This is a genomic window from Methanothrix harundinacea 6Ac, assembly GCF_000235565.1.
Classification (GTDB): domain Archaea; phylum Halobacteriota; class Methanosarcinia; order Methanotrichales; family Methanotrichaceae; genus Methanocrinis; species Methanocrinis harundinaceus.
Window position 1 is genome coordinate 1124361 of the sequence record NC_017527.1, and the last position, 14181, is coordinate 1138541.

13 protein-coding genes are annotated in these 14181 nt (G+C 58.9%); 3 read left to right on the forward strand and 10 right to left on the reverse strand.

The window, feature by feature from the left end:
• Positions 1 to 5 precede the first annotated feature (5 nt).
• Positions 6 to 1040, reverse strand: a complete 1035-nt coding sequence (locus MHAR_RS05330) for an ABC transporter substrate-binding protein (protein WP_014586588.1) — start codon at positions 1038 to 1040, stop codon at positions 6 to 8.
• A gap of 389 nt (positions 1041 to 1429) precedes the next feature.
• On the opposite strand from MHAR_RS05330, the gene MHAR_RS05335 reads away from it, so the two are divergent.
• A complete protein-coding gene (locus MHAR_RS05335; protein WP_014586589.1) occupies positions 1430 to 2707 on the forward strand; it encodes an ABC transporter substrate-binding protein in 1278 nt (425 codons plus the stop codon).
• On the forward strand, positions 2708 to 4081 hold the full coding sequence (locus MHAR_RS05340; protein WP_014586590.1) for an ABC transporter substrate-binding protein: 1374 nt from the start codon (positions 2708 to 2710) through the stop codon (positions 4079 to 4081). It abuts the gene before it with no gap.
• A 36-nt stretch (positions 4082 to 4117) separates the two neighbouring features.
• On the opposite strand, the gene MHAR_RS05345 is transcribed toward MHAR_RS05340, so the two are convergent.
• The 9 genes from MHAR_RS05345 to MHAR_RS05385 form a co-directional block, all read right to left on the reverse strand.
• Positions 4118 to 4852, reverse strand: a complete 735-nt coding sequence (locus MHAR_RS05345; protein WP_143763294.1) for an ABC transporter ATP-binding protein — start codon at positions 4850 to 4852, stop codon at positions 4118 to 4120.
• Positions 4825 to 5832 (reverse strand): ABC transporter ATP-binding protein, encoded by a 1008-nt coding sequence (locus MHAR_RS05350; RefSeq protein ID WP_143763295.1) that lies wholly within the window; start codon positions 5830 to 5832, stop codon positions 4825 to 4827. Before MHAR_RS05350 ends, MHAR_RS05345 begins: the two co-directional genes overlap by 28 nt.
• 107 nt (positions 5833 to 5939) lie before the next feature.
• The gene (locus MHAR_RS05355; RefSeq protein ID WP_014586593.1) at positions 5940 to 6785 is read right to left on the reverse strand and encodes an ABC transporter permease; all 846 of its coding nucleotides are present in this window, start codon (positions 6783 to 6785) and stop codon (positions 5940 to 5942) included.
• Positions 6779 to 7738 (reverse strand): ABC transporter permease, encoded by a 960-nt coding sequence (locus tag MHAR_RS05360; protein ID WP_014586594.1) that lies wholly within the window; start codon positions 7736 to 7738, stop codon positions 6779 to 6781. Before MHAR_RS05360 ends, MHAR_RS05355 begins: the two co-directional genes overlap by 7 nt.
• Before the next feature lie 170 nt (positions 7739 to 7908).
• On the reverse strand, positions 7909 to 8724 hold the full coding sequence (locus tag MHAR_RS05365; RefSeq protein ID WP_014586595.1) for a methyltransferase domain-containing protein: 816 nt from the start codon (positions 8722 to 8724) through the stop codon (positions 7909 to 7911).
• Between the two features lie 4 nt (positions 8725 to 8728).
• On the reverse strand, positions 8729 to 10306 hold the full coding sequence (locus tag MHAR_RS05370) for an ABC transporter substrate-binding protein (protein ID WP_014586596.1): 1578 nt from the start codon (positions 10304 to 10306) through the stop codon (positions 8729 to 8731).
• Between the two features lie 172 nt (positions 10307 to 10478).
• On the reverse strand, positions 10479 to 11360 hold the full coding sequence (locus MHAR_RS05375) for a metal ABC transporter substrate-binding protein (protein WP_014586597.1): 882 nt from the start codon (positions 11358 to 11360) through the stop codon (positions 10479 to 10481).
• Positions 11361 to 11467: 107 nt separating this feature from the next.
• Positions 11468 to 12298 (reverse strand): metal ABC transporter permease, encoded by an 831-nt coding sequence (locus tag MHAR_RS05380; protein WP_014586598.1) that lies wholly within the window; start codon positions 12296 to 12298, stop codon positions 11468 to 11470.
• Positions 12283 to 13029 (reverse strand): metal ABC transporter ATP-binding protein, encoded by a 747-nt coding sequence (locus MHAR_RS05385; protein WP_014586599.1) that lies wholly within the window; start codon positions 13027 to 13029, stop codon positions 12283 to 12285. The genes MHAR_RS05380 and MHAR_RS05385 overlap by 16 nt, the downstream gene beginning before the upstream one ends.
• A gap of 675 nt (positions 13030 to 13704) precedes the next feature.
• On the opposite strand from MHAR_RS05385, the gene MHAR_RS14055 reads away from it, so the two are divergent.
• Positions 13705 to 13899, forward strand: a complete 195-nt coding sequence (locus tag MHAR_RS14055; RefSeq protein ID WP_014586600.1) for a hypothetical protein — start codon at positions 13705 to 13707, stop codon at positions 13897 to 13899.
• The last annotated feature ends 282 nt before the right edge of the window (positions 13900 to 14181 follow it).

A 14181-nucleotide genomic window follows, 5' to 3' on the forward strand; every position in this document is an offset into this window, starting at 1 on the left:
GCCACCTATAGAGCGGCGTATCCGGGATAGTGGACCGAGTACATCTCCCCAAAGAAGCCGTCGAGCCTCTCGTCTATGCTCATATCGGCGAAGAGCTCGGGCTGGATGTTCCTGGCGAGGTGCATCAGGGCCATGGGCATCCGGGGAGAGAAGGCGTCGAAGAGGAAGGGGTTCTCGATCTCGTAGACCCTCCCGTTCTTGACGGCGTTTATATCCTTCCAGCCCGCGAACTCCGTCCCGCTGATGACGTCCTCGGGGTCCAGCTTCTCGTTGTACCACATGTATATGACGTCGGGGTTGAGGCTGATCAGGGTCTCCAGGGGGACGGTGGGGTGCTCCATCCGGCTCGCATCGTTCTCCCAGAAGTTCATCACGTTGATCCCGCCAGCCTGGTATATCAGGTCGTCAAAGCCGCTCTCCCTCCCGGCGGTCCCCAGGACGTCGCTCCACATCCAGTAGACCTTCGGCCTATCCTCGTCGGATATCCCCTCCGTTGCCGAGGTGACCTCTTCCACGTAGCTCTTCATGATGGCCTCCACCTCGGCGGCCCTGTCAGCCCTCCCGGAGATGGTCCCCATCTCCCTCACCTGTTTGTACATGTCCTCGATGGAGGTTATGAAGACGGCGTAGACGGGTATCCCCAGGGTCTCCGTGATCGCCTTCAGGTTCTCGTCCTCCGGGGACGTCGCCCAGAGGACGACGAGGTCCGGCCCCTCGGCCGCCAGGGTCTCGAGGCTGACGAGGCCGGAATCGAAGCCGATCCTCACCTTATCGTCGAACTTCGGGTCCACCGCCCGGAAGAAATCCTCTTTCAGCTCCCTCTTCCAGATGTTGTCGCCTATGGCGAGGACCGTCTCGGGATCAGCTATCGAATAGTAGGTGTTGAGGGCGTTCTCCACCAGAAAGACGACCTTCTGGCAGGGCTGGTCTATGATGACAGTCCGCCCCAGGTCGTCTTCCAGCTCCACCGGCGCCCCCAGGGCGGGGATCGCCAGAAGAAGGCAGAGGGCGATCCTGGCCATATATCGAGATATCTTCAAAGGAACTCCTCCTCCTCTATGAGCCGCTCCCCTTGGGGGAAGGCCCAGAGGCCATTCTCACTGGATCTTCCGGATTGGCGAATTAGGATATATAAGTTTTGGATTTGGTATAACAATACGAGACTTAAATCAATTTGTTATAAGATAATTGACCATATATCTGACGAATCCGTGAGCTTTCAACTCGTCCACGGATTTATCAAATATAAAAGATATATATCCGCTGTATTTGCAGGAGGATCATGCCGTGACTTATTTCATTCATCTGAATGAATTATATTCAATAATCTCTTTATAGCAAAAAAGATAACTTAATATGAAACTAGTGTCACTAATTGCGAATAATGTCTCCAATAAGATCGAACCCCTGGAGACGCGGAGGATCGGTTATGAAAGGGAAGATGCTGGCATCAATCTTGGCGCTATGCCTGATGGTGGGGATATCGGCAGCCGATTTCACCCTCCACATCTACGGCAACGCCAACATGGACGACGTCATCGACGAGAGAGATATCGAATACGCCCGCGGCATCATCGACGGGACGGAAAGGATGACGGATCTCGCCGACGTCAACGGCGATGGCAATGTCGACGAAGAGGACATAAGGCTGACAGAGGAGATCATCGACGGCACGGCAGCGGAGATCAAGGTGATCGACTCCGACGGTAACAGCGTCTCAGTAAAGGTGCCGGTGGAGAGGATCGTCATCTACAACCACCAGTGCGCAGAGATCCTCCAGATCCTGAACGCCGACGATAGGGTGGCCGGGGTTAGAGACACCTTCGAGACGCAGGAGAACAGGTTCCCGCAGATCAGCAAGAAGAAGAACATCGGAAGCGGTGTCGACTTGGACATCGAGGCGATCATCTCCGTGGATCCTGATCTGATAATAGCCTACACCTTCTACCCGACCAAGGAGGACCTGGAAGCGGAGCTCCCCTCGAAGATCCCCATCCTCCGGATCGACTGCGCCGGAGGGGGTCCCTGCGGGATCGACTCCATCAGGGACGGCGTATCGATCCTCGGATACCTCCTGGACGCGAGGGACGAGGCCGCAAGATACCAGGAGTGGCACGACAGGTACGTCGGTCCCGTGGAGGCCAGGACCTCCGCAATCCCTGAAGGGGAGAGGGTGAGGGTCTACCTGGAGTCCACCCCGGAGGGGTCCGAGACGATCTCCTCCAGGACCGCCATCGGAAAGAACCACCCGGCAGGAAACCTCATTGAGCTGGCGGGCGGGGTGAACATCGCCGCTGGCCACCTACCCCTCTACATGGATACCGACAATGAGTACGGCGAGATCGAGACGGAGTGGGTCCTGGAAGAGAACCCGGAGGTGATCGTCGGCAGGGCCATGGGAGCTGGGGTTAGGCCCTACGAGAACGAGGACGACTCCCTCCTGAGGGCCTACTCCGATCAGATCAAAGGCCTTCCTGGGTTCGACGGCGTCGACGCCGTTAAGAACGACCGGGTCTACATCATCACCAACGATCACGCCGTCACTCCCAACTATCCTTCGGCGCTCCTCCTCCTGGCGAAGTGGTTCTACCCGGAGATCTTCCAGGACCTCAACCCGAGAGAGGCCCACCTGGAGTACCTGGAGATGATGGGGATCTCAAAGGAGGTCGCGAGTAAGAACACCTACTACTATCCGGCGGTGGCCTGAATGACCCTGAAGCTTCCGATCGATGGGTTTGGTATCGTCTTTGTCGCCCTGGCGCTGGCAGCGATGCCGGCGTCCGCGGCCCTGGGGATCTTCGGCAACACCAACATGGATGATACCATAGACCAGCTTGACATAGAGCACGTCCGGGGGATCATAGACGGCAGATACGAGAAGACCGATCTCGCCGACGCCAATCGAGACGGCGCCATCGACGAGGAGGACATAGCCCAGATCGAGGCGATCATCGCCGGAGAGGAGACGGTCCTCAACATCTTGGACGGAAACGGCGAGCCCGTCGCCGTCCACAAGCCCGTGGAGAGGATCGTCGTCGAGTACCTGGACAACGCGGAGCTCGTCTCCATCCTCAACTCAAAGGATAAGGTGGTGGGGGTCGACTACGCCGTCGCCAAGAGCGAGGCACAGTTCCCGGACCTCGCCAGGAGGAAGAACGTCGGCCAGATGAACGAGCCGGACTACGAGGCGGTCCTCAGCACAGACCCGGACCTCCTCCTCACCTTCTCGCCCATGAACATCAAGACCAAGGCCGATAACCTTCCCGGGGTGGACGTCGTCTTCCTCGGCCTCTACTTCCCGGATATAAGCGACCCCGCAGGCTCGAAGTACGTCGACGGGGTGAGGAAGCTCGGCTACATCCTCGACGAGGAGGAGAGGGCGGAGGAGTTCATCCGCTGGAACCTCGGATGGGTGGAGGAGATAAGATCCAGGGCAGCCGGAGTCCCCGAAGAAGAACGGCCGAAGGTCCTCATCTCTGCCTACCCTTACGCCCACCTGGACACCGGGACCTTCCGGACCTACTCCATGATCGACACCCTCACCCAGATGGCGGTCCTCACCGGCGTCAGGGTGATGGCGGAGGACCTCCCCGAGTTCTTCGGATCTTCCTACAACATCCAGGTCGATCCGGAGTGGGTGATAGAGTCGGACCCCGACTTCATATACCTCCATCTGGTAGCCCACACCTACAGCGGCCTCTCCCTGGAACCGGCGAACGGCTACGATGCCACCGACCCTGCGGGGATCAGAGCAGCAAGGGACGCCTTCACCAGCCGGCCGGAGCTCGCCGAGATGAGGGCGGTGAAGGATGGAAGGGTCTACCTCGGGAGCGGCTCCTTCAGAAATGACGCCACCGGCGGCCTCATCGGCGCCGCCTACATGGCAAAGGCCTTCCTCCCCGAGGTCTTCGCCGACCTCGACCCCGAGGCGATCCACCAGGAGTACATCGAAAGGTTCCTGGGTGAAGACTTCGACCTCGATCAGGGCGGAGTCTTCCTCTATCCGGCGGTAGAGAAGGGCGACGGCCGGCTGGCGGGTATTCCCGAAGAGGATAGCGAGAGCTTCTATACCGCCTCCTGAAGGTAGCGGGCCCTTCTGCCATCGGAGGGGGTGAGGTCACCTCCCGGCCTTCCCCTCCTCTCCGCCCTCGATGCGGAGAAGTCGCCCTCCCCGGAGGAGCGCCACCTCCTGGGCCAAGAAGCCCACCACCTCGGGATGGTGGGAGATGAGGAGGTAGCCGATCCCCCTCTCCCTCTGGAGATCCCGGAGGAGGTGGAGGATCTGGGCCTGGACGGAGACGTCGAGGGCCGACGTCGGCTCGTCGAGGACGAGGACCTCCGGCTCCAATATGAGGGCCCTTGCCAGGGCTATCCTCTGGTTCTGCCCCCCGGAGAGCTGCGAGGGGAGGCGGTCCAGGACCTCCGCCTCCATGCCCACCACCTCCAGGACCTCCCGAACCTCTTGCCTCCCGCCCCCCTGGACACCCCTCAGGTCCAGCACCTCCTCTAGGCTTCTCCTGATGGTCTTTCTCGGGTTGAGGGAGCCCTCAGGATCCTGAAATATCATCTGGACCCTCCGGCGGAAAGCCTTCCGCTCCCCGCCCCTCAGATCCCGGAGGTCCCGGCCTCTATAGAGGACCCGGCCGGCGGTGGGGGTCTCGAGCCCGGCTACGATCCGGGCGAGGGTGGTCTTCCCGGAGCCCGACGGCCCCACCAGCCCCAGGGTCCTCCCCTCCCCGATCTCCAGGGTCACATCCTCCAGGACGACCCTCGTCCTCCTCCGGACGATCCCCCTGGAGAAGGCCTTGCCTATCCCCACCCCCCTCAACAGCGTTCCCAGCACCTCCACCATCTCCTGCCGTCGGACCTCAGGGGCGGCGGCCCCGATCTGCAGCCCGGCTCAGCCCAGGAGCACCGGGGATGGAAGAGACAGCCCGGGGGTCGGCGGACCGCCGAGGGGGAGGAGCCGGGGATGGGATGAAACCCCTGCCCAGGGAGGGACTTGAGGAGGGCCAGAGAGTAAGGGTGGCGGGGCCGCTCCAGGACGTCGGCCACCGGCCCCGTCTCCACCACCTCCCCGGCGTACATCACCGCCAATCGATCGGCTGTCCTGCGGGCCACCTCCAGGTCGTGAGTTATCAGGAGCATCGACGAGCGGTTCAGATCCTTTATGATATCGATCTCCCGGCAGACCTCCCAGACCAGCTCCTGATCCAGCCCCTTCGTCGGCTCATCGGCGATGATCAGCCTGGGCCCCGCCACCCCGGCGGCGGCTATCATCGCCCGCTGGTTCATCCCCCCGGAGAGCTGGAAGGGGTACATCCCCCCCCGGCCTGCGAGCCCCAGCCTCGATAGGATCGAATCCGCCATAGACCGCGCCCCGGCCGGTGAGGCCCGGCCGCCTATGAGGGCCGATTCTGCTACCTGATGGCCTATGGTGTAGACGGGGTTAAGGGAGAGGGACGGATTCTGGAATATCATCGAGATCTCCCTCCCCCGGACTCTCGCCATCTCCCTCTCCCCCAGCCCCAGGAGGTCGCGCCCCCCAAAGAAGATCTCCCCCTTTACCTCCGCATAGCTGGGGAGGAGCTGAAGTACCGAGGCTGCAACCACCGATTTTCCGCATCCTGTCTCCCCCACCAGGGCCAGGGTCTCCTCCCTTCTGATATCCAGGCTCACATCCACAGCGGCATGGACCGTCCCAGCCTCCGTGGGAAACTTCACAGAGAGCCCGCGGATGGAGAGGAGCGCCTCCCCTTGGAGCTTCTCACCGGGACGCGACACCCCTCTCCTCTCACCATCACCGTTTACAGCCGAACTGCTCGATGCCATCTCTTCCACCCTAGATCTGTTAATGCCTCCAGCCAAGATCAGCTCGTACCCGTGAATCCGTCAAAGATGCCGGCCACCCCTCCAAACAGCATCCTCCAAACAGCATCTCACCCCTTCATTCCGGCATGCACCTCTTCCTTTTCCAGGTCCATGCTCATCAGGACCAGAGAGAGGACGAAGAGGGTTATGCAGATCCCCGGCGGGAGGTACCACCACCAGTAGCCGTTGATGAATCCACCTCTGGCGAAGGCGAAGCTGATGGTCGTCCCCCAGCTCCGGGCTGTGGGGTCCACAAGCCCCAGAAAGCTTATGGACGCCTCCGCGATCATCGCCGAGGCGACGGTGAGCATGAACTTGGGGAGGATGACGTGGACGGTGTTGGGGAGGACGTCCGTCAGGATTATGTGGCGGTGGGGAAAGCCGAGGCACCGGGCCGCCTCCACAAAGCTCATCTCCCTCACCTGGATCGCCCGGGACCTGACCACCCGGGCCATGGAGGGCCACCATAAAAGCCCCATCAAGAGGGCGATCATCCAGAAGCTGGGGCGGAGGAAGGCGGCCAGGGTTATTATCAGGGGGATCTGGGGTATCATCAGGACGACATCCGTCAGCCCCATCAGCACCTCGTCGGCCCAACCCCGATAGTACCCGGCGACGAGCCCCACCATCGTCCCCAGGAGGGTGGCCAGAAGGGCTGCGCCAAACCCGACGGATATGGAGATCCTGGACCCGTGGAGGAGCTCCGAGAGGAGGTCGTTGCCCATATCGTTGGTTCCCAGAGGGCGGCTCCAGGAGGGGGGCTGGTAAGGGTCGAACCGCGCCCTGGGGTCGGCCGGAGAGATCACCGGAGCGAGGATCGCCGCCGCCAGAAATCCCGTAAGCAACAACACGCCGATCCATCTCATGGGGCTGGCGACCGCCCCGGCCCTGCCGAAGGGTCCGGGAATTACCATCCTCCGCCTCCCCCGGATCTGACCCTGGGGTCTACGACTCCGTATATCAGGTCCGCCAGGATGTTAGCGATGATCACCATCACCGTTATGATCAGCATGGCTCCCTGGAGGACGGGGTAGTCCCGGCAGAGGACCGCATCGTAGATCAATAGCCCCATCCCGTTCATGGAGAAGACTATCTCTATGAAGAGGGCGCCGCTGAATATGAAGCCGAAGTCGAGGGCTATGAGGGTTATGATCGGGAGGATGGCGTTCTTGAAGACGGAGGCGAAGAGGATCTCGTCCCGATAGAGACCCTTGGCCCTGGCGTAAGAGACGTAGAGGGACCTCTTCTCCTGGATGACGCTCCCCCTCATGATCATGAAGTTTCTGGAGGCGGCAAAGAGGGTCATGATGAAGACGGGAAGAAATAGGTGATGGAGGACGTTCAGGGGGTCTCCGGTGAGGTAGACCCCCTTCAGGGGAAACCAACCCAGCTTAAAGCCCAGGATATAAACCGCCACCAGGGATATGAAGTAGGGAGGGGAGCTGTAGATGGCGATGGCGGCCAGGGTCTGAAGCCTCCGGGACCCCCTCCCCTCGTCCCAGCCGGCGAGGGCCCCGAGGTACGTCCCCAAAAGGGCCCCCATGACGATGGAGGGCAAGACCAACAACAGGGTCCACCGCATCCTGCTCCAAAGAAGGTCTGTCACCGGAGAGCGGAAGTGATAGGAATAGCCGAGGTCCAGCCGTCCGAGGGCCTTCATGTAGCCTATGTACTGGGTGGAGAGGGGCTGGTCGAGGCCCATCTTCTCCCGCATGGCTTCGGCGGCGGCCCCCGAGAAGTATACGACGTCCTCTCCCAGGAGGTTCGTCATGGTGTCCCCAGGCATCATCCGCGGGATGGCGAAGTTGAGGGAGAGGATCAGGAAGAGGGCGAGAAAGTACCTGGCCAGCTTGACCTTATAGACCATGCCCGTAATCCCTCCCTCAGCATTTCAGGATCCATTTCGCAGAATCTATTTAACCGTTAGAGGTCCCGGATTGTTCCGGACCTGATGACCCTCCCCCCCCCTGAATCCTCCATAGGGGATGAGATGGCCTTCCGCCTGTGAGAAGTCTTGGGTTCGCAGAAACGTCAGAGTCACCCCAGCCTGTAGAGGAGGGCGTCATCGCTCTTGACCCTGACCCAGGGCTCTTCTCCTTCGGCGATCCCGTCCATCGATGACCCCTTCTGAGGGGCGGCGATCCTCCCCCCATCCTCAAGATAGCGCATGATCTCTTCCGGGCTCCTGGCAGATGAACAGAGCCCGTGAAGGATGCAATGGAGGGGCAATACGTAATCCCGGGAGAAGATCTCCACCTGGAAATCGTAACCCATCTCCTCCAGGATCTGAATCAGACAGGAGTAATCCACCTGTAGCCTCGGACCATAAACGAACTCCTGGAGGGGGTCCATCCTTCCTGCCCTGAAGACCAGGAGCACCCCTCTGGAGGATACATCTATCATCTTTTTTAGAAAAGAGTAAACGTCCTCCTCGAAGATGCTGTAGGCGGCAAGGGAAAAATCCAGATCAACCAGCTGACGGGGATCGACCTCCCCCCAGCGGGAGCTGATGATCTCGATGTTATATATCCCTCTGGAGCGGGCCTTCTCTTCCAGAACCCTCAGCTGATGGGTGGAAGGGTCCAGGGCCAGAACCCTTCGCATCCTCGGTGCCAAGGGTATGGCGAAGGCCCCGGTCCCCGCCCCGACATCCAGGAGAGAGCTTCCGGGGGGGATGAGGGAAGAGACCCTCTCCAGGATCTCCCCCGGATATCCGGACCGCGCCAGAACCTCCTCATAGACGGGGGCGTACTCCCTCCAGAACTGGTCGTTTGTGATCCCCCGCTCCTGCAGTATCCGCTGGTAGCTGGTGGATTTTACATATTCCCTCCAGAGGTCCCTCCACCGGCTCATCTCCTCAAGCCCTCTCCACGTTCAGGAAGTTGTCCAGGTTGTATATCCCATAGAGGGGGTCTGAAACCCATTCCTGCCAGCGGGAGTTGTAAGGCGTCTCCACCTTGTTCCAGTAGAGGGCGATCCCGGGAAGGTTCTCTGCGTAGTAGTCCTGAACCTGGTGGGCGTACATCTCCAGCTCCTCCCCGCTGGTGGCGGCCAGGATGTCATCACAGATCTGGTGGAAAGACGGATCGTCCAGGACGTGGAGGACCCCCTCACCGGTCCGCCGGGAGTCGAAGTATCCCGTCCCCCAGTTGGCGTGCATCATCATCCCCCAGGGGGTGGTGCGGGTGACGGTCAGATCGTACTGGTAATCGTCCTTCATCGTTATCCAGGTACTCTGGTCTGCCGTCTTTATCCCCGTCTTGATCCCAATATCGGCGAGGTACTCCTGGAGCAGCTCCGTTATCCGCTGGTAGTCTGCCCGGGTCAGGAAGGTGAGGTCGATCATCTCTCCGTCTGGGGTCTCCAGGAACCCGTCCCCATTGACGTCCGTGTAGCCGGCCTCCTCCAGCAATCTTCGAGCCTCCTCGGCGTCGTAGATGAGCTTTTCCGTCTCCTTGAAGTATCCCATGCTGGGGGGCACAAATCCCCGGTTGGGGACGGAGCCGTAGTCGAGAGCGTCCAGCTTAAGAATCTCCTGGTAGTCTATAGCGCTGGCGAGAGCCTCCCGGAAGGCGGGGTCGGACATGGGGGCCTCTCTCAGGTTGAGGCCGAGGAAGATGAGGCCGGTGTTGTCCGTCTCCACCACGTCGAAGCCTCCGGCGCTATCGAGGGCGGCGAGGTTGGCGTAGGGATAGGTGCCCGCATACTTGTAGTATGCATCCACATCCCCCTTCATCAGGGCCATGGAGAGGACGTCCATATTTGCATACATGTGGATCTCCACCCCCCCAATCTTTGCGGCCTCGCCTTCCCAGTAGGGATTTTTCTCGAAGTATAGGACGCCTGCAGCAAGGTCGGTCCTGGAGATGACGAAGGGACCGAAGCCCACCACGGGACCCTCATCCACATGGACCATGGGATCTTCGACATCCTTCCAGACGTGCTCCGGGAGGATGTTGTAGGTGGCAAACTCCAGGTTGAGGCGGGAGTAGGGCTTGTTTAAGGCAAAGACGACCGCATCCCCCTCCACGGCGATCTCCTCCACGGTGTCCTTGATCCATCCTGCGGGAGGATATTTCTCCCCTAGGTACTCGAAGGTGAACCTCACGTCCTCAGGGGTCAACTTCTCCCCATCGCTCCAATAGAGGTCATCTCGGATCTGGAAACGCCAGGTTTTCCCATCCTCCGAGACCTCATAGCTCTCCGCCGTCTGACCCACCACCAGACCGCTGGGGTCCATCTTCATCAAGGGCGGGTTGGATAGATGGGCAAATAGGCTCATGAAAGTGTCACCGACAACGCTTGGGGACTTGATGACGTTGGGCGTTCCGATCTTCAATACCGTTTCCCCTGATCCTGCCGAGACGCCTGTAAAGGCGACCAGGAGGAGGGCCAGGAGAAGGATAGATGAAATCCTTCTGATGTCGTCTCTCATATATATCCTCTTAGTGTTACTAAATAGATATTTAAGCTTAAATATGTATTGCTATCAAGGCGGCGGTGAAGCCTGGGCTTCTGATATGTCCATCAGGGGAGGCAAATAATAGAAAAGGCCGCCCGGGGTTTGAGGCGGCATAGATCATGAAGCCTTTTTTCGCTTTCGATCTTCAGAGGACCAGGTTCTTATTGTAGTCGAGGACCTCTGCTATCGTATTGACCCCTGATACCGATCGAGGGAAGTTGGTGAATATGACCCTCTCCGCGTTTATTCCCCTGTCCCGGAGCGCCTCTTCGATCCCCTTTGCCAGCTCCCCGGACTGCATATTCTCGATGACATAGGCGACGTCCTGATACTTCTCAGGGGTGGCGATGATCTCGTCGACGATCTTGTCGGCGGTCTTGGTCCCGTTCATGGCGAACTCAGGGGCGAAGAAGTTGACGACCTCCATCCCCAGCCAGTTCTCGACCGGCTCCCTCTGCCAGAGCATGACGATGACTTTCGTCTCCTGCAGGCGAGACCTCTCTGTCTCCGTGGGCTCCACGGCGTCGAAGGTCATCAGATATTCATCGTAACGCCCTTGATAATATGCCTCCCCCGCCGGATCTTCCTCGATCAGCCAACCCAATACCTCCGCCGCCAGGAGCTTGGCGGTCGTCGGGGTGTTCCAGCCCCGGGAGGGATCGGAGACCTTCTTCCATTTGACGGCTCCGAAGTTGTTCGCCGCCATGAAGTTCTCGACGGCGGGGATGTTGAAGTTCTTGTCGTTGTTGTCGTTGTAGGCCATGAAGACGTCGGCGTCCCTGATGAAGGCCATATTCAGCTGTATCCGGTTGGGGATGATATCCGCCTGGAGGTGGGGGCAGAGGGTCGGGTCGGCGATGGATATCGCCTCGACCCTCTCGCCGCCGATGAAGGTGGCCGGGTCCATGAGAACGCTGGTGGTAGCTACGATCTTCATCTTCTCCGGGGCCTGATCTGCGATGGATGGAGCGATCAGAAAGATCGCCAGGATCAGCATGATCAGGCACCAGGATCTCTTTGAATACATGATGGCTTTTTAGTATTACGATATATTTAACAATTTTGTATCTTTCACAACGATTGAATATATTTTTATATGATGTTCCCTCCCTCCCACGGTGTCAGTAACATTTTTTAATCTTTTTTGTAGTTGATCCGCCTCTTGAAGGAGACGAGGACAGATACTCCGAAGGCGGAGGTGAGGAGGAGGGCCACCAGGGGGGCGATGGGGAGGGTGTACTCAAACCCGGCCCAGACGCCGAAGGCGCTGATCGATAGGGCGACGAGGGGTGCTGCAACGAACATGCTCCTGACGTTGAAGCAGAACTGACCCGCCGTGGAGGCGGGGGTAACCAACAGAACGAATATCAGAAGCCCCCCGACGATGTTGAGGGTCAATGATACGGATATGGCGACGATGAAGAGGAGGATGTAATATACCAGCTTCACCCGGACGCCGGCCGCCTCGGCGATCTTCATATTGAACATTATGGCGGTTATCTCTTTGTAGAACGCCAGAACGAATATGATGGTGAGGGCCGATACGGCGGCAAGGGCGTATATATCTTCCCGGTAAAGGGAGATGACGTTTCCGAAGAGGAGGTTCCCCGCCGAGAGGCCCCTCCCCGAATACTGCATGAAGGAGACGAGGAATATGGCCACCGCCATCGACATGGCGAAGAGGACCCCCAGGGTGGCGTCGGCAGCCATCTTCGCCTTGTCGGAGACAGGGCCAATCAGGGCGGCGACTCCGACGCTGAAGATTATCGCCGCCATCTGGGGGTTGATCTCCAGGAACATCCCGATGGCGGCCCCGGCGAAGGCGGCGTGGGACATGGTGAACCCTATGGAGGAGAGGTTCATCCTGGAGATGATGACTCCGAGGATGCTGCAGGCTACGGAGGCGAAGACCATCGCCTCGACTGCCCTGCAGACGACGTTGTTCTCGATCAGAAACTCGAGCATCTGAGCCCCCCGCCGCTCTCCTTCCTGATGATCGACTCCACCTCTCCCGCCTCGCATATGCCGTCGTAGGTGATCCGGCCTTTATTCATCACCACCAGGTGGACCCGGATGTCGGGGAGGCCATCGAAGGCGTGGGATACCAGGAGGATGGGGGTCCCTTTTTTGGCAACGGATTTGAAGACCCCCTGGAGGTACTCCCTCGCGCTGAAGTCGAGGTTGCTGAAGGGCTCGTCGAGCATCAGAACCTCGGGCTCCTTGGCGATGTTGTGGGCGATCATCGTCTTCTGCTGCTGGCCCCCGCTTAGGGTACCTATCGTCTTGGAGGCGAGATCCTCTATCCCCAGGAGGCGGATCGCCTCGGAGGCCGCCTCCCGGTCTGACCTCGAAGGCCTCTTCAAAAGGCCCATCTTCCCATACCTGCCCATCATCACCACCTCCTCAACGGTGAAGGGGGTGAAGGGGTCGAAGTAAAAGTTCTGGATGACGTAGCCAACCTTCCTTCTGACTTCGTTTCCGTAGCGTCGGAGATCGAGGCCGCAGACGGTCGCGCTCCCGTGGGTGATCCTGACAAGGGCGTTGATAGACTCCAGCAGAGTCGTCTTGCCGGCGCTGTTGGGCCCTCCGATCACCAAGTACTCCCCCGACTTAACCGATAGGGATAACCCCCTTATCACCGGCTTATCCCCGCCCTCGTACGCTGTATAGATCCCTTCAAGGTCAATTATGCTCAATCGCTCCCTCCATCGGGAATCGGATGGAAGATATGGAGGCAATATCCAGGGAATGCCCTCCGATCTAGGGAGGCGGAAGAGGGTGGCAAGACCCGGTAAACCGCCCCCATGATATCAGCATCACATCCGGCGTCCCATTTCAGAGGCTGAAGAGAATATCGCAGATCGTAATAAGGATTTCGATAGATTATGACTATAACCAATTTAGCTATGATTATTTTCACAGCTATTCATATTTCCATCTATTGATATAAGTTATAAAGCCGCCTCTTCGCTATTCGTTCCTCCCATATCAAGGGCAATATCTACTGATTCAAGATGCAAGAGATCCCATCCCCTGAGGGAAGGGATAGTTTGATGGCAACCGGAACAACAGTTAAATATCTAGCCATATAAAAGCGATATTTGTAAGAGAATCTGTAATAATGGTGATCATTTTGGAGATGAAGACCATCGATCCGGAGAACGTCCCCCTGAAGGAGCTGATAGAGCGCGGGACCGAGTTCCACGGACATCTGGGCCCCTTCCTGGTCTTGGGGATCAGGATGGGGCTTTTGGCCCTGAAAGACCTCGGATCATCCGGCCATAAAGAGATCGGGGCCACGGTCAGGACCGGGACGACCCCCCCCCATCTCCTGCCTCGTCGACGGGATCCAGATATCCACCGGCTGCACCATGGGGAAGGGGAACATCGAAACCGTCGACCTGGGGAGGGCGGAGGCGACCTTCTCCGCCGGAGGAGAGAGGGTGACCCTGAAGGTGAAGGACGGGGTGATGGCGGAGATAAAGGCAGGAGGATACGCCTCGTTGGAGGAGTTCGCCTGGGAGGTATCGAAGAGGCGGGATGAGGAGCTCTTCGACCGGCTCTGAAGGTTCATGACCCGGGCCATCTCCACGGTGGTCTTTAGACGGGATACCAGGGTGGGGGCTGGAGGCCTGCCCGCCGATCCGGCCAGGGCCCGGGAGGGCTGTGCTGAGGGAGATATCCGCCTTGAGCCATCCTCCAGATTTACTTTCACCGGCAGCTCGATTCATTTAAGAAATTTTTTATAATGCTTCAAACGGCGCGGGATTCGGAATTACTATAAATAGTATCTAAAATTTCTCATACAACCTGTGGGTCGAAATCCTTATCCATTAATAAGTTTACAT